This is a genomic window from Streptomyces pristinaespiralis (assembly GCF_001278075.1).
Classification (GTDB): domain Bacteria; phylum Actinomycetota; class Actinomycetes; order Streptomycetales; family Streptomycetaceae; genus Streptomyces; species Streptomyces pristinaespiralis.
The window spans coordinates 4,580,335-4,597,401 of record NZ_CP011340.1; the positions used below are offsets into that span (position 1 = coordinate 4,580,335).

The 17,067-nt window shown below is 70.0% G+C and carries 15 protein-coding genes and 4 tRNA genes; 11 read left to right on the plus strand and 8 right to left on the minus strand.

Annotation, left to right across the window (positions count from 1 at the left end; all coding sequences use genetic code 11):
• The first annotated feature begins 77 nt into the window (after nt 1–77).
• The 6 genes from SPRI_RS19440 (at nt 78) to purM (ending at nt 6,188) form a co-directional block, all read left to right on the plus strand.
• Nucleotides 78–593, plus strand: a complete 516-nt coding sequence (locus tag SPRI_RS19440) for an ArsR/SmtB family transcription factor (RefSeq protein WP_037774282.1) — start codon at nt 78–80, stop codon at nt 591–593.
• Nucleotides 594–629: 36 nt separating this feature from the next.
• Nucleotides 630–1,472: a M23 family metallopeptidase gene (locus tag SPRI_RS19445; RefSeq protein WP_037774283.1), complete on the plus strand. Its 843-nt coding sequence runs from the start codon at nt 630–632 to the stop codon at nt 1,470–1,472.
• A 9-nt stretch (nt 1,473–1,481) separates the two neighbouring features.
• The gene (locus tag SPRI_RS19450; RefSeq protein ID WP_005315332.1) at nt 1,482–2,273 is read left to right on the plus strand and encodes a maleylpyruvate isomerase family mycothiol-dependent enzyme; all 792 of its coding nucleotides are present in this window, start codon (nt 1,482–1,484) and stop codon (nt 2,271–2,273) included.
• 129 nt (nt 2,274–2,402) lie between these two features.
• Nucleotides 2,403–3,230, plus strand: coding sequence for an META domain-containing protein (locus SPRI_RS19455; protein WP_005315333.1), 828 nt, complete (start codon nt 2,403–2,405; stop codon nt 3,228–3,230).
• Nucleotides 3,231–3,536: 306 nt separating this feature from the next.
• The gene (gene purF, locus SPRI_RS19460) at nt 3,537–5,054 is read left to right on the plus strand and encodes an amidophosphoribosyltransferase (RefSeq protein WP_037774285.1); all 1,518 of its coding nucleotides are present in this window, start codon (nt 3,537–3,539) and stop codon (nt 5,052–5,054) included.
• A gap of 33 nt (nt 5,055–5,087) precedes the next feature.
• Entirely contained in the window at nt 5,088–6,188 is a 1,101-nt protein-coding gene (gene purM / locus SPRI_RS19465) for a phosphoribosylformylglycinamidine cyclo-ligase (RefSeq protein WP_005315335.1), read from the plus strand.
• 85 nt (nt 6,189–6,273) lie between these two features.
• Here the strand turns inward: purM and SPRI_RS19470 are convergent, their stop codons facing one another.
• Both SPRI_RS19470 and SPRI_RS19475 read right to left on the minus strand, forming a co-directional pair.
• Complete coding sequence (locus SPRI_RS19470) at nt 6,274–6,528, minus strand: DUF3073 domain-containing protein (RefSeq protein ID WP_005315345.1); 255 nt, start codon at nt 6,526–6,528, stop codon at nt 6,274–6,276.
• Between the two features lie 280 nt (nt 6,529–6,808).
• On the minus strand, nt 6,809–7,900 hold the full coding sequence (locus tag SPRI_RS19475; protein ID WP_037776588.1) for a Leu/Phe/Val dehydrogenase: 1,092 nt from the start codon (nt 7,898–7,900) through the stop codon (nt 6,809–6,811).
• Nucleotides 7,901–8,086: 186 nt separating this feature from the next.
• On the opposite strand from SPRI_RS19475, the gene SPRI_RS19480 reads away from it, so the two are divergent.
• Nucleotides 8,087–8,926, plus strand: a complete 840-nt coding sequence (locus SPRI_RS19480; RefSeq protein WP_005315349.1) for a hypothetical protein — start codon at nt 8,087–8,089, stop codon at nt 8,924–8,926.
• A gap of 481 nt (nt 8,927–9,407) precedes the next feature.
• Nucleotides 9,408–9,614, plus strand: coding sequence for a developmental transcriptional regulator BldC (gene bldC, locus SPRI_RS19485; RefSeq protein WP_003949541.1), 207 nt, complete (start codon nt 9,408–9,410; stop codon nt 9,612–9,614).
• A gap of 348 nt (nt 9,615–9,962) precedes the next feature.
• Here bldC and SPRI_RS37270 read toward each other — a convergent pair whose 3' ends face one another.
• The 3 genes from SPRI_RS37270 to hrpA all read right to left on the minus strand — a co-directional run bounded on the left by SPRI_RS37270 (nt 9,963) and on the right by hrpA (nt 14,451).
• Entirely contained in the window at nt 9,963–10,208 is a 246-nt protein-coding gene (locus tag SPRI_RS37270) for a DUF6274 family protein (protein WP_005315351.1), read from the minus strand.
• 123 nt (nt 10,209–10,331) lie between these two features.
• Nucleotides 10,332–10,406: transfer RNA gene (locus SPRI_RS19490), tRNA-Asp, on the minus strand.
• Between the two features lie 94 nt (nt 10,407–10,500).
• Entirely contained in the window at nt 10,501–14,451 is a 3,951-nt protein-coding gene (hrpA, locus tag SPRI_RS19495; protein WP_078951269.1) for an ATP-dependent RNA helicase HrpA, read from the minus strand.
• A gap of 111 nt (nt 14,452–14,562) precedes the next feature.
• Here hrpA and SPRI_RS19500 point away from each other — a divergent pair, with 111 nt between their 5' ends.
• The 3 genes from SPRI_RS19500 to SPRI_RS19510 are packed head-to-tail and all read left to right on the plus strand — an operon-like array spanning nt 14,563 to nt 16,595.
• Complete coding sequence (locus tag SPRI_RS19500) at nt 14,563–14,979, plus strand: hypothetical protein (protein ID WP_053557128.1); 417 nt, start codon at nt 14,563–14,565, stop codon at nt 14,977–14,979.
• Nucleotides 14,980–15,033: 54 nt separating this feature from the next.
• A complete protein-coding gene (locus tag SPRI_RS19505) occupies nt 15,034–15,765 on the plus strand; it encodes a DsbA family protein (protein WP_053557129.1) in 732 nt (243 codons plus the stop codon).
• Nucleotides 15,762–16,595, plus strand: a complete 834-nt coding sequence (locus SPRI_RS19510) for a cytochrome c biogenesis CcdA family protein (RefSeq protein ID WP_005315357.1) — start codon at nt 15,762–15,764, stop codon at nt 16,593–16,595. Before SPRI_RS19505 ends, SPRI_RS19510 begins: the two co-directional genes overlap by 4 nt.
• Nucleotides 16,596–16,721: 126 nt before the next feature.
• Here SPRI_RS19510 and SPRI_RS19515 read toward each other — a convergent pair.
• From SPRI_RS19515 to SPRI_RS19525, 3 genes are all read right to left on the minus strand, one after another.
• A tRNA-Phe gene (locus SPRI_RS19515) sits at nt 16,722–16,798 on the minus strand.
• Nucleotides 16,799–16,820: 22 nt separating this feature from the next.
• Nucleotides 16,821–16,895, minus strand: a tRNA-Asp gene (locus SPRI_RS19520).
• Nucleotides 16,896–16,934: 39 nt separating this feature from the next.
• Nucleotides 16,935–17,007 (minus strand) — tRNA-Glu (locus tag SPRI_RS19525).
• Nucleotides 17,008–17,067: the final 60 nt, after the last annotated feature.

Sequence of the window (17,067 nt, forward strand, 5' to 3'; positions counted from 1 at the left end):
CCCGTCCGGTTCCGACCGGGCGGGGGCTTCTTCGTGCGGGCCTTGCACGAGATTACGTAGTTGCGTAATCTCGACTCATGGATCTGGAAGAGCGGGTCGCCGCGCTCGAGCGGCGGCTGGCGGCCCTGGAAGGCAACCGGCCCGCGGCGAGCAGCCCGGGTGACGGCGACTTCTGGGCGCTGGAGGGGCTGAAACAGCAACTCGCGGACGCCGGCGAAGCGGCGGCGGACGGCGGTGTGCTGTTCACCGGAGCCGTCCGCCTGCCCACCCAGGAGCGGTACGAGTGGCAGTACGGGGCGCTCACCCCGGGGCTTCTCGACGAGGACGGTGCCGACCGGGGACGGACCGCCGAGTCGCTGGCCGCCCTCGGCAACGCCGTCCGGCTGCGTCTGCTGCGCGAGATCCTCGGCGGCCGCCGTACCGCCGCCGAGCTGGCCGAGCTCGAAGGGCTCGGCACCACCGGCCAGATCTACCACCACCTGCGCCAACTGACCGGCGCCGGCTGGCTCCACACGACGGGGCGCGGTCGCTACGAGGTGCCCGGGGCCCGGGTGGTCCCGCTGCTCGTGGTGCTGACCGCCGCGTTCCCGTGACACCGCAGGACCGTGCCGCACCAAGGGGGAACGACCGTGTCCGTACGCAAGGCGACCGTGATCGTCTACCGGGCAGGATGGGTGGCGTTCTTCGCGCTCGTCCTCCTCGACCTGTTCGCCGGCCTTCCGTTCGACCGGTTCTGGGTCTGGTCACCCGCGCTGCTCCCCCTCGCGATACTCGTGGGCGCTTCCGTCCGCTCCCGGCGGATGCAGCGTGACAACCCGCGCGAGGCCGTCGAGGTCGGCGTACCGGTGCGCGGCCGCTGGTCCGCGCTGAACAGCCCGGCCGACCGCACGCCGAGCCACGGCACCCACGGATACGGGCAGACGTACGCCATCGACCTCGTCGCCGAGCCGGCTCAGGGCGCCCGGCCGGGGTTCAAGGTCCTGTGGCCCGTCGTCCGCCGGAACAGGGACTTTCCGGCTTTCGGGGAGCCGCTGTTCGCCGTCGCCGACGCCACCGTCGTCCACGCGGAGGACCGTCAGCGCGACCATCTGAGCCGCAATTCGCTCCTCGCGGTGCTCTACCTGTTGATCGTCGAGGCGTCGCTCCGGGACATCGGCGGAGTCCGTAGGATCTTCGGCAACCATGTCGTCCTGGACCTCGGCGACGGAGTGTTCGCCGTGTATGCGCATCTGCGGCGCGGCTCCCTCGCGGTCCGGCCCGGCGACCGGGTCCGGGCAGGGCAGCAGATCGCCCAATGCGGCAACTCCGGCAACTCCTCCGAACCGCACCTCCACTTCCAGCTGATGGACGGCCCGGACGCGGACACCGCGGCGGGCGTCCCGTTCCGCTGGCGCGGCCTCGAAGTCCCAGGGAACGGGGAGACGTTCACCGCCCCGGACAACACGGTGCCGGGCGGCCGCCCCACCCCGTAGGGTCGGCTCATGCCACCGGCCAGGAAGCGTCTCCGCAGCTACGATCCCGCCACCACCCGCGCCGCCGTGCTCGCCCAGTTCGGGCACGTCAGGCAGGCCGTGGGCGGCCTCACCGACGAGCAGTTCGCCCTGCCGACGCGGCTCGGGGACTGGACCGTGCGGGAACTCGCGGCCCACGTCGCCATGGTGGCCGGGCTCGTCACCGGCTATCTGCGGCTGCCGGAGCCGGACAAGCAGGACCTGGCGCTGCTGGACTGGCCCTTCGCGACGGTGACGGCGGCCGGACAGGTCGACGAGGACACCAGGGCGTTCGCGGAAGGCGGTGCGGTCACCGAACTGTTCGACCGCACGGCCGCCGGCCTCGAGGAACTGCTGCCGACCGCTTCCGCGGAGCGGCTCGTGCCCATGCGCTTCGGCGGGATGCGGCTCGGGGACTTCCTGGTCACCCGCACGGTCGAGCTGATCGTCCACACCGACGACCTGAACGACGCCACCGGACTGGGCATCCCGTACGACCGCCGGGCGCTCGCCGCCTGCACACGGCTGCTCGCGGACGCCCTGGCGGTGAAGGCGCCGGGTGCGTCGACGGAGGTGCGTGTCCCGCCGTTCGCCGTGGTGCAGTGCGTCGAAGGACCGCGGCACACCCGCGGCACGCCGCCCAACGTCGTCGAGACCGATCCGCTGACCTGGATCCGCCTGGCCACCGGCCGCACCGCCTGGCGCGACGCGCTCGACTCGGCGAAGGTCGGCGCGAGCGGCGAGCGCGCCGATCTCGGGGCGCTGCTGCCGATCCTGGGCTGACCGGTCCTGCGCCGACGGCCCGGCCGGACCGGCGGCTGAGGGACCGGGGGACGGGCCGGGCGGCCCGGGCCGTGCGGCCGGACGGGGGAACGGGCGGAACCGACACCACGGCCGCTCCGTCCCACGGGTATGCGCAATCAGCTGAGCATTTCTGTGACCGCACTGGCCGTCCTCGCGCTCGCCGCCTGCGGCACGGAGTCGGGCGCCGGCTCCGGTGACCGCGGCGACGGAGGAGGAACCGTGCAGCCCGATGTTCCCGTGACCGGTGTCCACTGGTCCGTCGACAGCGTCACGGTCGGCGGCCGCAGGACCGAGGCCCCCGCCGACGCCCATGTCGAGATCACCGACAAGGGGCGGGCCCAGGGCAACTACGGCTGCAACCACTTCGGCGCCGACGTGAAGATCGAGGGCGACACCATCACGGTGGGGCCCGGAGAGATGACCGAGATGGCGTGCGAGGAGAAGATCCAGGGCTTCGAGGACACCCTGCGCGCCGCCTTCTCCGGGAAGCTCAAGGCGAAGCTCAGCGACGGCAGGCTGACCCTGACCACGGAGAAGGGCGACTCCATCGCGCTCACCTCGGAGCCCTCCTCCCCGCTGGTGGGCACCAAGTGGTCCGTGAACAGCCTGGTCTCCGGAGAGACGGCGGCATCCCTGCCGGCCGGCACGGAGAACAAGGCGCATCTGACCTTCGCCAAGGACGGGTCCGTCAGCGGCAACCTCGGCTGCAACCGCTTCACCAGCACGGCGAAGATCTCGGACGACTCGATCACCTTCGGCCGCCTGGCCTCGACCCGGAAGCTGTGCGAAGGCCCGGTGATGGACGTGGAGCGCCGGCTGGTCAAGGTCCTCGAGGGGACGGTGAAGTACGAGCTCGGGCACCGGTCGCTGACGCTCACCGCCCCGGACGGCGAGGGCTTCGCGGCGGTCGCCTCCGACACCGCCCGCGAGAAGTGACCGTGTGAACTAGCACACGCCGCCGCCGACGGCCGCGACCGACCGGGCAGGGCGCGCGTTGACACAGGGTGATCACGCCGATGCCCATCGGCCGGAGGCCGAATCCCTGGCCGGAACGGGGTGCGAGGACGTCCGTCCCGGATCGTGGACGTCCCACTGGACGATTCCGGGGTGTCCGGGGAGGTCGCGCGCACGTCGGCGGGCCCATGGGAACGGGCCCTTGATGCGCCGTTTGCGCCCCTGGAAACCCGGTTGCGCGGTGTCCCCAATTCGGACCAGTGGTCGATCTCGCCTACACTCGGTGGCGTGCCACGTGGTGACGGACGACTCAACCACGACCTGCTCCCCGGTGAGAAGGGCCCCCAGGACGCTTGCGGCGTCTTCGGTGTCTGGGCTCCGGGAGAAGAGGTCGCGAAGCTCACTTACTTCGGGCTCTACGCCCTCCAACATCGAGGCCAGGAATCCGCGGGAATCGCGGTGAGCAACGGCTCCCAGATCCTCGTCTTCAAGGACATGGGCCTGGTTTCCCAGGTCTTCGACGAAACCTCCCTCGGCTCCCTCACGGGTCATATCGCGGTCGGTCACGCCCGCTACTCGACCACGGGCGCCTCGGTGTGGGAGAACGCGCAGCCGACCTTCCGGGCCACCGCCCACGGCTCGATCGCGCTCGGCCACAACGGAAACCTGGTCAACACCGCCCAGCTCGCGGAGATGGTCGCCGAACTCCCCAAGGAGAACGGCCGGGCCACCCAGGTCGCCGCGACCAACGACACCGATCTGATCACCGCGCTGCTCGCCGGCCAGGTCGACGACGACGGCAAGCCGCTGACCATCGAGGAGGCGGCCGCCAAGGTCCTCCCCGAGGTCCGGGGCGCCTTCTCGCTCGTCTTCATGGACGAGGGCACCCTCTACGCGGCCCGCGACCCGCAGGGCATCCGCCCGCTGGTCCTCGGCCGCCTCGAGCGCGGCTGGGTCGTCGCGTCCGAGACCGCCGCCCTCGACATCTGTGGCGCCAGCTTCGTCCGGGAGATCGAGCTCGGAGAGCTCATCGCCATCGACGAGAACGGCCTCCGCAGTTCGCGCTTCGCAGAAGCGAAGCCCAAGGGCTGTGTCTTCGAGTACGTCTATCTGGCCCGCCCGGACACGGACATCGCCGGCCGGAACGTCTACCTCTCCCGTGTGGAGATGGGCAGGAAACTGGCCAAGGAAGCCCCGGTCGAGGCCGACCTGGTCATAGCGACGCCGGAGTCCGGCACGCCCGCGGCCATCGGCTACGCAGAGGCCAGCGGCATCCCGTACGGCTCCGGCCTGGTGAAGAACGCCTATGTCGGCCGCACCTTCATCCAGCCCTCGCAGACCATCCGCCAGCTGGGTATCCGCCTCAAGCTGAACCCGCTCAAGGAAGTCATCCGGGGCAAGCGGCTGGTCGTCGTGGACGACTCGATCGTCCGCGGCAACACCCAGCGTGCCCTGGTCAAGATGCTCCGCGAGGCGGGAGCGGCCGAGGTCCACATCCGGATCTCGTCCCCGCCGGTGAAGTGGCCCTGCTTCTTCGGGATCGACTTCGCGACCCGCGCGGAGCTCATCGCCAACGGCATGACGATCGATGAGATCGGCACCTCGCTCGGGGCCGACTCCCTGTCGTACATCTCCATCGACGGCATGATCGAGGCGACCACGATCGCCAAGCCGAACCTGTGCCGTGCCTGCTTCGACGGCGAGTACCCGATGGAGCTGCCCGACCCCGAGCTGCTCGGCAAGCAGCTTCTGGAGACCGAGCTGGCGGGCGGCTCCGACGCCGCCGACGCGCTCCGTCGTCCGTGATCCCCCTGCAGTACGACACGAAAGTTCTCCAGCATGTCTGCTGAATCTTCCGAGCGTGCTCCGCACGCGGGCACCGGTGCCAGCTACGCGGCGGCGGGCGTCGACATCGAGGCGGGCGACCGCGCGGTGGAGCTGATGAAGGAGTGGGTGAAGAAGACGCAGCGCCCCGAGGTCGCGGGCCTCGGCGGCCTCGGCGGTTTCGCCGGCCTCTTCGACGCCTCCGCCCTCAAGCGCTACGAGCGTCCGCTTCTTGCCTCCGCCACCGACGGCGTCGGCACCAAGGTCGACATCGCCCGCCAGATGGGTGTCTACGACACGATCGGCCACGACCTGGTGGCCATGGTCATGGACGACATCGTGGTCTGCGGCGCGGAGCCGCTGTTCATGACCGACTACATCTGCGTCGGCAAGGTCCACCCCGAGCGGGTGGCGGGGATCGTCAAGGGCATCGCGGAGGGCTGCGTGCTCGCCGGTACCGCCCTGGTCGGCGGCGAGACCGCGGAGCACCCGGGCCTGCTCGGCCCCGACGACTTCGACGTCGCGGGCGCCGGTACCGGTGTGGTCGAGGCGGACCGGCTGCTCGGCCCGGAACGCATCCGTAAGGGGGACGCGGTCATCGCGATGGCGTCGTCCGGGCTTCACTCCAACGGGTACTCGCTGGTCCGGCACGTGCTGTTCGACCGGGCGAAGATGTCGCTGGACCAGCAGGTCGAGGAGCTCGGCCGGACGCTGGGCGAGGAACTGCTCGAGCCCACCAAGATCTACTCGCTGGACTGCCTGGCGCTCACCCGGACCACCGAGGTGCACGCGTTCAGCCACATCACCGGCGGCGGTCTGGCCAACAACCTGGCGCGGGTCTTCCCCGACTCGCTGCACGCGGTCGTCGACCGTTCGACCTGGACCCCCGGTGCAGTGTTCGACCTCGTCGGCAAGGCCGGCCAGGTCGAGCAGCTCGAGCTGGAGAAGACCCTCAACATGGGCGTCGGCATGATGGCCGTCGTGCCGCAGGAGTCCGTCGATGTGGCGCTGACCACACTCGCCGACCGCGGGGTCGACTCGTGGGTGGCAGGGACCGTCGTCGAGCGGGACAGCGACCGGCACACGGGTGCGGAGCTGACCGGGACGTACGCGTAGCAGCCGTGGTCGTGCTGTCGGCGAGAGCCGACAGACAGAACCCGGTCCGGGGTCGCCCCTGGACCGGGTCAGTGTCGGTGCAGCGTCAAGCGCCGCGGCGCTGTTGCGACGACGGACCGGACTCGTCGTCCTCGTCCTCGTCGTCGTTGTACAGATCCGCGTACTGTGCGTACGGGTCGTCTTCCTCGTCGTCGTCCTCGAACGGCTCGCCGTTCGGAGGCTGACTCGAAGTCGAAGCGCCCAGCTCGTTGGCCAGACGCGACAGGTCAGTCCCGCCGCTGTTGTACTTCAGCTGGCGGGCGACCTTTGTCTGCTTGGCCTTGGCCCGGCCGCGCCCCATGGCTCGACCCCCTCGGTGACGGGGCTCGACGGCCCCAGAGTCTTGACACGCGTTCATGAGTCGGAACGGGCTCTCCGTGGAGAGACCGGTCCGTAGGGCTTCAACGGTACCTGCTTCCGCGGCCATACGGTACGCCGCCCGCATCACGTGCCACTTCACAGGACCAGCGAGGTACCCAGAACTCGCTGGTCAACTGCGATTTTAACCTCTTCCCGGCGGTCGACCCGCCGACCGGGGTGAGTCTTGTCTCCCCCGAGGCCGGTGGGCCGGTCGGACACGGTCAGCGACCGCGCGCCTCCGCCATGCGGTGCTCGGCGATCCGGTCGGCCGCCGCGGCCGGCGGAATACCGTCTTCCTTCGCACGTGCGAATATTGCCAGCGTGGTGTCGAAGATCTTGGACGCCTTCGCCTTGCAGCGGTCGAAGTCGAAGCCGTGCAGTTCGTCGGCGACCTGGATGACACCGCCGGCGTTCACCACGTAGTCGGGCGCGTAGAGGATGCCGCGGTCCGCGAGGTCCTTCTCCACACCCGGGTGCGCGAGCTGGTTGTTGGCCGCGCCGCAGACGACCTTCGCCGTCAGGACCGGGACGGTCGCGTCGTTCAGGGCGCCGCCGAGCGCACAGGGGGCGTAGACGTCCAGGCCCTCGGTGCGGATCAGGGTGGCCGTGTCGGCGACCGCGGTCACCTTGGGGTGCCGGTCGAGGATCCGGCGCACCGACTCCTCGCGGACGTCCGTGATCACGACCTCGGCCCCGTCGGAGACCAGGTGGTCGACCAGGTGGTGGCCCACCTTGCCGACGCCCGCGACGCCGACCTTGCGGCCGCGCAGCGTCGGCTCGCCCCACATGTGCCGGGCCGAGGCGCGCATGCCCTGGAAGACGCCGTAGGCGGTCAGCACGGAGGAGTCGCCCGCGCCGCCGTTCTCGGGGGAGCGTCCGGTGACCCAGCGGCTCTCGCGTGCGACGACGTCCATGTCGACGACGTAGGTGCCCACGTCGCACGCGGTCACGTAACGGCCGCCGAGGGAGTCGACGAACCGGCCGTAGGCGAGCAGCAGCTCCTCGGACTTGATCTGCTCGGGGTCGCCGATGATCACAGCCTTGCCGCCACCGTGGTCGAGACCGGCCATGGCGTTCTTGTAGGACATGCCGCGGGAGAGGTTCAGCGCGTCGGCGACGGCCTCTTCCTCGGACGCGTACGGGTAGAAGCGGGTGCCGCCGAGGGCGGGGCCCAGGGCGGTGGAGTGGATGGCGATGACGGCCTTCAGGCCACTGGCGCGGTCCTGGCACAGCACGACTTGCTCGTGGCCCCCCTGCTCCGATCGGAACAGGGTGTGCAGTACGTCGGCATTGGCGCCGGTCACATCGGTCACGGTGGTGACTCCCAAGTACGAAGCGGCGGAGACAGCCCCTCCTTAAGCATCCACCCGTCGCTTTTGGCAGGGCGGACACGGGGGAGGGACCGGTTGGGCAAGAGGGTAAGTCCTACGCGTGCGTAGATCCGACGCAGTGCCGAGGATCACCCTCTCGCGGAGTACCGGCGTGGAAGGATTCCCGGCATGCCAGCGCTGTCCTCGGTTCTTGTGCCCTATGCGTCCTATCTGCGGATCTACGAGCCGCTGGCGGCCTTCCCCGAGCCGGAACGCGACCACTGGGCCCGCTACGCCCGCAGGGAGGCCACGCCGACGGCGCAGGACGAACTGCGCCGCTCGCTGGCCGACTTGCTGCCGACGCCACCCGTTCCCGTGCCGGTGCACGAGAGTGCCGACGCGTTCGTGGCGGACGTCGACGGGGTGGTCTGTGTCTGCCCCTGGCGCACCCGGCTGCGCGGCTGGCTGGCCCTGGAGGAGCTTCCCGGGCAGTTGCCGGCGCCGCTGCTGGACGCGGTGCTCCCGCGGGTCGTGCGGGACCAGGCGGCGGCGGACTTCGAACAGTGGCGGGCGCGCAACCCGGACGCCCGGCCGTGGATCAGGACGGCGGTCTGGCATGTACCCGTCGGCTGGTTCACCCTCTTCGCCGACGAGGAGCGTGAGTACGAGGCGGCCGGCCCGGCCGCGCCCGTGCTGCGGTACCGGACGCCGATGGTCCAGGCACGCAGACGGGTCGCACGGGCGCTGCGGACGCTGCGGGAGACGATCGACGAGGGCCCGCTGACCGACGGGCTGCTGGACGTCGGCCGCTGGCTCGAGGAGTTCCACCCGCGTTCGCTGGTGGAGCTCGACTACGGGGGCCTCGTACACGCGCTGCCGGGCGGAGAGCTGGCGCAGGACCGGTCTGCGGCCGATGTGGCGGAGGGGATCGCGGCGCTGCGGGCCGGCGACGGGGACGGAGCGGCGCGGGCGTACGGGCGGCTGACCGAGCGCTGGCGGGCCGTCAGGGATCGTCAGTTCGCCAACTGAAGGCCGACTTCGTTGTCGGGGGCGCGCTGCGTACAGGACGTAGGTCCCGATCCGGGCACTTGCCCCTCAAGCGTGACGGACGGCACTAACCGTGCTCTTGCGCCCATCACCTACCCTCGTGTCAAAATAGGACAAGGAGTCCGGGGAGGGTTCCTTCCGTCCAAGTAAGGGCGGAATGCTCAGCATTGCACGCTATGGGGGGTCTGGCGACTCCTGATCGCTCTGTGACTGATCGTTACTGTGACGTGACTGTCCGTTATGGCATGGTCCATCGGGCTTCGGCCGCTGATGGACACCTGAGAGGGCAATTCCATCGGTTTGGCCGACGTCGCTGGACAGATGGTGTAGTTGTAGTGCCGAGGACAAGCCGTTCGTCCTATAACCGACTCGGCCCGCGTCTGCCATTTCGGGCAACGCGGGTCAAGGTGCAGAATTTAGAGGAAAGAACCGAGATGGTTCGGTTCTCCCGAGGAGGCCGCTCATGACCGCTCGCACCCCTGATGCCGAGCCGCTGCTGACCCCGGCTGAGGTTGCCACCATGTTCCGCGTGGACCCGAAGACGGTTACCCGCTGGGCCAAGGCAGGCAAGCTCACGTCCATCCGCACGCTCGGAGGACATCGCCGGTACCGCGAGGCAGAGGTCCGCGCACTGCTTGCGGGTATTCCGCAGCAGCGCAGCGAGGCCTGAACACCCCTGTACGACCGGGTATTTCCGGGGCCCCCACCTCGGAGAACCCACCCCTAGCTCCATGTGACGGTGCTCTGCCCCAACAGAGACCCTCGTCATCGATCGCGCTGGACTCCGCCGGGTCCAGCGCGATTTTTTTTGTGCCTTCGGAGGGCGCCGGAGGGTCGCGTGCCGGCCTGCGCGGAACCGCCTTGGGGGGAGTGCAATGGCACATATTAAATCGGACGGTTGTAGGGAGGGGTTAAAAGGAGGGGTTCTGAAAACCCGTTCGGTGACTCCCGTCACACCGCACGACTCTTGCCAAACTCCAGCCTGTCACGGAACCGGGCGCGCCGGAGCGGCTGTTGGTCACTCCTTGGTGGGACCTTTGTCGTCGGCCGGCGGGCGGGCCGTCGCTTCTTTTGGGGGCCGGGCGGCCGGTGGTGGCGCCTGCGCGGTGCCCGACGGCTCCCCGTCGGGGCGTTCCATGGCGAGCCGCAGGAGGCGATGGCAGATGGGACAGGACCTTGTGAGGTGCCGGTAGCCGGACGCGGCCGACAGATGGGCCCGCAGCAGCGCGCGGGTCTCGTACCGCCTTGCTGTGGACGCCGCCATGCACGTCACCTCCGGGTGTGTGCCGTCCCCTAGTGACTGGGTACCGGTGGCAGGTGACGCCGTCAAGACGCCCGGGCATGACGAAGGCCCGCATCATTCGATGCGGGCCTTCGTCATATCGCGCGGTCCTGACGGGATTTGAACCCGCGGCCTCCACCTTGACAGGGTGGCGAGCACTCCAAACTGCTCCACAGGACCAGGTTTCGCAGCCGGTGCTTGCTCCCTTGGCTGCGAGAGAGACTGTACAGCAGGTGCGACCATCAGGTCGAACTCACTCCCGGCGACCGGGCCGTCACGGCGCTGCCGCGTCGATGGCCTTCACGATCCGCTTGTCGGACACCGGGTACGCGGTGCCCAGCGCGTGCGCGAAGTAGCTCACCCGCAGCTCCTCGATCATCCAGCGGATGTCCAGGACCTCCTGCGGCACCGGCCTGCCCTGCGGCAGCTGCTCCAGCAGCCAGGCGTACTCGTCCTGCATCTCGTGGACCTTCTCCATGCGCGTGGTGTCGCGCTGGACGCCCGTGGGCATCTGCTGGAGGCGGCGGTCCACGGCCACGAGGTAGCGCATCAGGTCGGGCAGCCGGCGCAGCCCCGTGCGGGTCACGAAGCCCGCCGGCATGAGGGCGTCCAGCTGCTTGCGCACGTCCTGGACGTTGTTGATGAGCACCAGGCTGTTCGTGGCCTTCAGGCGGCGCTCACAGGCCTGCCAGGCGGCCAGGATCTGCTGCACCTGGTCGATCGTGCGGACGGTGAGGTCGACGAGGTCGGCCCGCACCTTGTCGAACAGCTTCCGGAACGATTCCTCGTCCCACGCCGGTCCGCCGTGCTCCGCGATCAGACGGTCGGCCGCGGCCTGGGCGCAGTCCTCGAAGAGCGCCTGGACCGAACCGTGCGGATTGCGGGACAGTGCGAGCTTCTGCTGGTTCGTCAGCTTGTCGGAGGCGAACTTGGCGGGATTCACCGGGATGTTGAGCATGATCAGGCGACGGGTTCCCCGCCACATCGCCTGGGCCTGCTCCGCCTCGGTGTCGAAGAGCCGTACGGCGACGGAGCCGCCCTCGTCGACCAGGGCGGGGAACGCCTTGACCGGCTGACCCGCGCGCCGCGTCTCGAAGACCTTCGAGAGCGTGCCGATCGACCAGTCGGTGAGCCCGGTGCGCTCCAGGGACTCGCCGGAAGGGCTGGAGGAGGCGGCGGCCTTGGACAGCGCCTGACGGGCCTTCGGCCTCAGCCGGAGCCGAAGGGCTTCCAGGTCCTTGTCCTCCGCGAGCTTCTTACGGCGCTCGTCGACGATCCGGAACGTGATCTTCAAGTGGTCGGGCACACGGGAGAGGTCGAAGTCGTCCGCCGAGACGGGCACGCCGACCATCCGCTGCAGCTCCCGCGCGAGCGTGACCGGCAGCGGTTCCTGGAGCGGCACGGCCCTCGCCAGGAACTCCTTCGCGTAGTTCGGCGCGGGCACGTAGTGGCGGCGGACCGGTTTCGGCAGCGAACGGATCAGCTCGGTGACGACGTCCTCGCGCAGGCCCGGGATCTGCCAGTCGAAGCCCTCGTCGGTGACCTGGTTCAGCACCTGGAGCGGGATGTGCACGGTGACGCCGTCCGCGTCCGCGCCCGGTTCGAACTGGTAGGTCACCCGGAACTTCAGCCGGCCCTGCCGCCACGAGTCCGGGTAGTCGTCCTTGGTGACCGCACCCGCCTTCTCGTTGATGAGCATCTCGCGCTCGAAGTCGAGCAGATCGGGCTGCTCGCGGCGCTTGTGCTTCCACCAGGAGTCGAAGTGCGCGCCGGAGACGACGTGTTCGGGCACCCGCTGGTCGTAGAAGTCGAAGAGGGTCTCGTCGTCCACGAGGATGTCGCGGCGGCGGGCGCGGTGTTCCAGCTCCTCGACCTCGGTCAGCAGCCTGCGGTTGTCCGCGAAGAACTTGTGGTGCGTGCGCCAGTCGCCCTCGACCAGCGCGTTGCGGATGAAGAGGTCCCGCGAGACCTCGGGGTCGATCCGCCCGTAGTTCACCTTCCGCTGGGCGACGATCGGCACGCCGTAGAGCGTCACCTTCTCGTACGCCATCACCGCGGCCGCGTCCTTCTCCCAGTGCGGTTCGCTGTACGTACGCTTCAGCAAATGCTGGGCGAGCGGTTCGATCCACTCCGGCTCGATCCGCGCGTTCACCCGCGCCCACAGGCGGGACGTCTCCACCAGCTCGGCGGACATCACGAACCGCGGCGGCTTCTTGAAGAGCGCCGACCCGGGGAAGATCGCGAACTTGGCGCCGCGAGCGCCCAGGTACTCGTTCTTCCCCGTGCTCCGCCCGCTCTCGCCCCCGGCGTCCTTCACGTCCTTCATGCCGACGTGCGAGAGCAGACCCGCGAGCAGCGACACGTGGACGGACTGCTCCGGCGCGTCTTCGTCGTTGAGGTGGATGCCCATCTGCTTGGCGACCGTGCGCAGCTGGGAGTAGATGTCCTGCCACTCCCGGATCCGCAGGAAGTTCAGATACTCCTGCTTGCACATCCGGCGGAAGCTGGAGGAGCCGCGCTCCTTCTGCTGCTCGCGGACGTAGCGCCACAGGTTGAGGAAGGCGAGGAAGTCGCTCGTCTCGTCCTTGAAGCGGGCGTGCTGCTGGTCGGCCTGGGTCTGCTTGTCCGACGGGCGCTCGCGCGGGTCCTGGATCGACAGGGCGGCCGCGATCACCATGACCTCGCGCACACAGCCGTTCTTGTCGGCCTCGACGACCATGCGGGCGAGCCGGGGGTCGACCGGCAGCTGGGAGAGCTTGCGGCCCATCTCCGTCAGCTTCTTGCGGGGGTCCTTCTGCGCCGGGTCGAACGCGCCCAGTTCCTGGAGGAGCTGCACACCGTCGCGGATGTTGCGGTGGTCCGGCGGATCGATGAACGGGAACTTCTCGATGTCACCGAGTCCGGCCGCCGTCATCTGCAGAATGACCGACGCCAGATTCGTCCGGAGGATCTCGGCGTCCGTGAACTCGGGCCGCGCGTCGAAGTCGTCCTGCGAGTAGAGCCGGATGCAGATGCCGTCCGACGTACGGCCGCAGCGGCCCTTGCGCTGGTTGGCGCTGGCCTGGCTGATCGCCTCGATGGGCAGCCGCTGCACCTTCGTACGGTGGCTGTAGCGGGAGATCCGGGCGGTCCCCGGATCGATCACGTACTTGATGCCGGGGACGGTCAGTGACGTCTCCGCGACGTTGGTGGCGAGGACGATCCGGCGGCCGGTGTGCTGCTGGAACACGCGGTGCTGTTCGGCGTGCGAGAGCCGGGCGTAGAGGGGGAGCACCTCGGTGAATCGGTACTGCTTCTTGTTGAGCGCCTCCGCCGTGTCCCGGATCTCGCGCTCGCCGGAGAGGAAGACGAGGATGTCGCCCTTCCCCTCGCCCATCAGCTCCTCCACCGCGTCCGTGATCGCGGTGATCTGGTCGCGGTCGCTCTCCTCGCCGTCCTCTTCGAGCAGCGGGCGGTAACGGACCTCCACGGGATACGTACGGCCGCTGACCTCGACGATCGGGGCGTCACCGAAGTGCCGGGAGAAGCGCTCGGGGTCGATCGTCGCTGACGTGATCACGACCTTGAGATCGGGACGCTTCGGCAGCAGCTGCGCCAGGTAACCCAGCAGGAAGTCGATGTTGAGGGACCGCTCGTGGGCCTCGTCGATGATGATCGTGTCGTAGGCGCGCAGCTCGCGGTCGGTCTGGATCTCCGCGAGCAGGATGCCGTCCGTCATGAGCTTCACGAACGTGGCGTCCTGGTTCACCTGGTCGGTGAAGCGGACCTTCCAGCCGACGGCCTCGCCGAGCGGGGTGTCCAGCTCTTCCGCCACCCGCTCCGCGACCGTGCGGGCGGCGATACGGCGGGGCTGCGTGTGGCCGATCATGCCGCGCACGCCGCGGCCCAGTTCCAGGCAGATCTTCGGGATCTGCGTCGTCTTGCCGGAGCCGGTCTCACCGGCGACGATCACGACCTGGTGGTCCCGTATCGCCTCGAGGATCGTGTCCTTCTTCTGGCTGACCGGAAGCTGCTCCGGGTACGAGACCTGGGGCACGCGGGTGGCCCGGAGCGCGGCGCGGGTCGCGGACTTCTCCGCCTCTGCGGCGATCTCGTCCAGCACGGCCTGCCGAGCCTCGGGCTTACGGATGCGGCGGGCGCCTTCGAGACGGCGGCCGAGCCGGTGGGCGTCGCGCAGCGACGCCCCGGCCAGCAGGGTCTGAAGGTCGGCGAAGGAAGTAGACATACGAACTCCAGGATCGCACCCCCGGGAAACGACTGGCGAACTCATTTCACGCGCAGCCTGGTGCAGTATGGAGCGCGTCCGCCCCGCCCGACCCGAAGGGACAGCGCGTCCATGCCGACCGGCCGCGACCGCCGGCACCGCCTCGCGGTGACCGCGAGCCTGCTGCTCGGTCTGCTGGGAGCCCTCCTCGGGTGCATGGGCACGGCGAGCGCGGCGGCCGAACCCGCACCGGTCTCCGCCGCCGGGCCGGACGCCGCGCCCGTCTGGGTGGCCGGGCCGGTGGCCCCTCCCGCGCAGCCCCCGGGCTGCGGCCGGGGCGCCGATGACGACGACCGGAACGCCCACCCGGGCACGCCCCCGCGCGGCGGCTCCGCGTACGAACTGCTGCCGGCGCTGCACCACGGCGGCGGCGCGTCCGGTCCCGGGGCGCTGCTGCCCGACCGGGCGTTCCTCGACGGGTCACCGCTGCCCGCGCCGCCGCCGGCGGCGCCGCCCACCCCGGTCGCCCTCTCCGTCCTGCGCGTCTAGGCCCGGCGGCCCACCCCACCGTCATCCGCCGGACCTTCGCCCAGGAGCACCACCATGTCTTCTTCCCCTTCCGCCAAGCCCCTCGCCATCGGCGCGGGTGTCCTCGTCGCCGCGCTGCTGCTCGGCTTCGCGTCCTACACGGCCACCAAGCCGGACGCGCCGGCCGGCGGCTCCTCCGCCGTGGCCGACGTCTCCGCCGACCCGAGGGACGGCGCCCGTCCGGAGCTCGAGAAGCTCGCCCGCCGCGAGGCCGCCGACCCGCTGGCGGTGGGGCGCGCCGACGCGCCCGTCGTCATGATCGAGTACGCGGACTTCCAGTGCGGCTACTGCGGGAAGTTCGCCCGCGACACCGAGCCGGAGCTCATCAAGAAGTACGTCGAGGACGGCACCCTGCGCATCGAGTGGCGCAACTTCCCGATCTTCGGCGAGGAGTCGGAGGCCGCGGCACGCGCCGCCTGGGCGGCGGGCCGGCAGGGCCGTTTCTGGGAGTTCCACGCGGCCGCGTACGCGCAGGGGGCCAAGGAGAAGGGCTTCGGCGAGGACCGGCTCCAGGCGCTCGCGCGCGAGGCGGGAGTGGCCGATCCCGGGCGCTTCGCCGAGGACCTGGACAGTGACGCGGCGCGGCAGGCCGTGAGGAAGGACCAGGAGGAGGCGTACGGGCTGGGAGCCACCTCCACCCCGTCGTTCCTGATCAACGGGCGGCCCGTCGCGGGCGCGCAGCCGATGGAGACGTTCACCGAGGCGATCGAGGCGGCGAAGCAGGCGGCGGAGGGGAACGGCCGGTGAGCGACATCGGCTATCCGGCCGCCTTCCTCGGCGGTCTGCTGGCGCTGATCAGCCCTTGCAGCGCACTGCTGCTGCCCGCTTTCTTCGCCTACTCCGTCGACTCGGCCGGCAGGCTGCTGGCCCGTACGGGGATCTTCTACGCGGGCCTGGCCACCACCCTCGTCCCGCTGGGCGCGGCGGGGTCGTACGCGGGGCGGCTGTTCTACGGCCACCGTGACCTGCTCGTCCTGGCCGGGGGGTGGCTGATCGTGGTGCTCGGTGTCGCGCAGATCCTCGGCATGGGATTCGCCTCCCGCCGTATCGCTTCCGTGTCCGGCCGCATCCGCCCGACGACAGCGGTGTCCGTGTACGCGCTGGGCCTGGTCTACGGCCTGGCCGGGTTCTGCGCGGGGCCGATCCTGGGCAGCGTGCTGACTGTGGCGGCGGTCAGCGGCAGCCCGGTCTACGGCGGTCTGCTCCTCGCGGTCTACGCCCTGGGCATGGCGGTCCCGCTCTTCGTCCTGGCGCTGCTGTGGGAGCGGTTCGACCTGGGCCGCCGCCGGTGGCTGCGCGGCCGGACGCTGCGGGCGGGCCGCTTCGAGCTGCACACGACGTCGCTGCTCTCGGGACTGTTCTTCGTCGTGCTCGGCACGCTGTTCCTGGTCTTCGACGGCACCACGGCGCTGCCGGGACTGCTCTCGGTCGACGACTCGTTCGCGGTCGAGGAGTGGGCGTCGGGCGTCGGCGGCGCGATCCCCGACTGGGCGCTGCTGGCCCTGGTGGTGACGGCGACCGCCGTGATCGTGGCGGTCCGTCTGCGGGCCGGCCGGGGCGACCGCGAGCGCGCCTGACGTGCGTGGGGCCCGCCCGGCCGGGGCGGGCCCTTGCGGCGCGGACGACGTCCCTGGGCATCGCCCGGACATCCGCCGGCCCAGCACACGAAGAAGACCCCGGCTCGATGAGCCGGGGCCTTCCGATGGTGGCTGGGGCCGGGGTCGAACCGGCGACCTATCGCTTTTCAGGCGATCGCTCGTACCAACTGAGCTACCCAGCCACGAAGCTCTTTCGAGCTTCAGCGGTCCTGACGGGATTTGAACCCGCGGCCTCCACCTTGACAGGGTGGCGAGCACTCCAAACTGCTCCACAGGACCAAGCTATGTGCGAGACCAAGTCTCGCACACGGTAAAGCGTGCCCCCAACGGGATTCGAACCCGTGCTACCGCCTTGAAAGGGCGGCGTCCTGGGCCACTAGACGATGAGGGCTAAGGGCCCGCCTGGGCGCTTCGCAGCGCGTCGGGGACGTGAGAAGCATATGGGATGCGG

Excerpts from the sequence above, each read along its gene's own strand:
- SPRI_RS19440 (WP_037774282.1), top strand. The coding sequence starts at position 78 with ATGGATCTGGAAGAGCGGGTCGCCGCGCTCGAGCGGCGGCTGGCGGCC.
- SPRI_RS19450 (WP_005315332.1), top strand. The coding sequence starts at position 1,482 with ATGCCACCGGCCAGGAAGCGTCTCCGCAGCTACGATCCCGCCACCACC.
- SPRI_RS19455 (WP_005315333.1), top strand. The coding sequence starts at position 2,403 with ATGCGCAATCAGCTGAGCATTTCTGTGACCGCACTGGCCGTCCTCGCG.
- purM (WP_005315335.1), top strand. The coding sequence starts at position 5,088 with ATGTCTGCTGAATCTTCCGAGCGTGCTCCGCACGCGGGCACCGGTGCC.
- SPRI_RS19470 (WP_005315345.1), bottom strand. The coding sequence starts at position 6,528 with ATGGGGCGCGGCCGGGCCAAGGCCAAGCAGACAAAGGTCGCCCGCCAG.
- SPRI_RS19480 (WP_005315349.1), top strand. The coding sequence starts at position 8,087 with ATGCCAGCGCTGTCCTCGGTTCTTGTGCCCTATGCGTCCTATCTGCGG.
- bldC (WP_003949541.1), top strand. The coding sequence starts at position 9,408 with ATGACCGCTCGCACCCCTGATGCCGAGCCGCTGCTGACCCCGGCTGAG.
- SPRI_RS37270 (WP_005315351.1), bottom strand. The coding sequence starts at position 10,208 with ATGGCGGCGTCCACAGCAAGGCGGTACGAGACCCGCGCGCTGCTGCGG.
- hrpA (WP_078951269.1), bottom strand. The coding sequence starts at position 14,451 with ATGTCTACTTCCTTCGCCGACCTTCAGACCCTGCTGGCCGGGGCGTCG.
- SPRI_RS19500 (WP_053557128.1), top strand. The coding sequence starts at position 14,563 with ATGCCGACCGGCCGCGACCGCCGGCACCGCCTCGCGGTGACCGCGAGC.
- SPRI_RS19505 (WP_053557129.1), top strand. The coding sequence starts at position 15,034 with ATGTCTTCTTCCCCTTCCGCCAAGCCCCTCGCCATCGGCGCGGGTGTC.